This window comes from Streptomyces sp. NPDC059695 (assembly GCF_042733785.1).
GTDB lineage: Bacteria > Actinomycetota > Actinomycetes > Streptomycetales > Streptomycetaceae > Streptomyces.
This window is the reverse complement of record NZ_JBHWFF010000013.1, coordinates 147718-149240: the sequence shown is the minus strand read 5'-3', so window position 1 is coordinate 149240 and position 1523 is coordinate 147718. Positions and strand designations below refer to the sequence as shown.

Here is a 1523-nt window from a genome sequence, read left to right as displayed (position 1 = left end):
GGGGCCCCCCCCTCACTTCTCACCCCCCAAAACCCCTGCCCCCCCCCCCCGCGGGGGTGCTCAACCCGCGGGGGGGGCCCCCCGGGGGGGGGGGGGGCCCCCCTCCCGGGCGGGACGCCTCAGGGCCTGGCCCCGGCCCCGCGGCGGTGGTGCGTCAGCTCTGCGCGGGCTCGTCGCCCGCCTGCCCGGCGCCCTCGGCCGCGCCCGTCTTCTCCCGCATCTTGCGCACCAGCTCCGCCTTCTTGTCCGCCGCGTTCTGACGGTCGAGGTTGCGGTGCGGTCCGTTGTTCTGCCGCTCGGCGCGGGACTGCCTCTTGCGCTGGCCGCCGCCCTGGCCCACGGGGTTGTTGATGTTCTTGCTGTCGGTCACGGGCTCTCCCGGTTTCGCCGGCTGCTTCGGATTCGTTGAATTCGTTGGATTCGTACAACCATACGCACGCTCCGGGCGTCCTGGATGACGAGTGCGCCGTAGGCGTGCTCGTTTCGTTTCCAGGGGGACCCCACATGACTCACCACATATCCCTGCGCGCCCGCGTGCTTCCCGCCGTGGTCGCCGCCGGGGTGCTCGTGCCCGTCGTCGCGGCCGCGGCGCCTGCCTCCGCCGCCACCGCGCCGAGCGTCGCATGCACCTCGGACCAGAGCGGGCTGGCCGCCAAGCTGCGGAAGGACATCACCGCCGCCCTCGCCACGCGCGGCGGTACCGTCGCCGTCGGCCTGCGCGACCGCACCACGAACACCACCTGCACCCTGCGCGCCACCACCGCCTACGACTCGGCCAGCGTCGTGAAGGTGACCGTCCTCGCCACGCTCCTGTGGGACGCGCAGAAGACCCACCGGTACCTGACCTCGCGCGAGACCACCCTCGCCACCGCCATGATCACCAAGTCCGACAACGCGTCCACCACGACCCTGTGGAACCAGCTCGGCGTCACCAAGGTGAAGGGCTTCCTGGCCGCCGCCGGCATGACGCGGACGGTGCCCGGATCCGGCGGCTACTGGGGGCTCACCCGGATCAACGTCACCGACGAGCAGAAGCTGCTGTCGCTGATCACCGCCAGGAACTCCGTCCTGAACGACAACTCCCGCGCCTACATCACCAAGCTCATGGGGCGCGTCGTCAGCTCGCAGAAGTGGGGCACCCCCGCCGGCGCGCCCTCCACGGTGTCCGTGCAGGTCAAGAACGGCTGGCTGCAGCGCGCCACGCGCGGCTGGCGCGTGCACAGCGTGGGCACGTTCAAGGGCGGCGGCCACGACTACACCATCACCGTCCTCACCGACGGCAACAGCAGCATGACCTACGGCGTGAACACGATCCAGGCGGTCTCCAGGGCCATCCACCGGGACCTGACCCCGCTGACCGCGGCCCGCGCCGCCCGCTTCACCCCGCCGATCAGGCCCCAGGAGGCGTTCGTCGCGGTGCCCCAGGGCTGACGCCCCGGGAAAGACAGAACGCACCCGGCCCGTCGGGCCCAGACGTCCGCAGCCTGTCGACCGCCGCCTGCCGCGCCCCGACGTCCAGGTCC

General features: G+C 72.3%; 2 protein-coding genes. One reads left to right on the top strand and one right to left on the bottom strand.

Going from position 1 to position 1523, the window contains the following annotated elements; genetic code table 11:
- Positions 1-154: 154 nt before the first annotated feature.
- On the bottom strand, positions 155-370 hold the full coding sequence (locus tag ACFV2S_RS18465; RefSeq protein ID WP_385559802.1) for a DUF6243 family protein: 216 nt from the start codon (positions 368-370) through the stop codon (positions 155-157).
- A gap of 134 nt (positions 371-504) precedes the next feature.
- Between ACFV2S_RS18465 and ACFV2S_RS18460 the strand changes: the two genes are divergently transcribed.
- On the top strand, positions 505-1431 hold the full coding sequence (locus ACFV2S_RS18460) for a serine hydrolase (protein WP_385559799.1): 927 nt from the start codon (positions 505-507) through the stop codon (positions 1429-1431).
- Positions 1432-1523 lie beyond the last annotated feature (92 nt).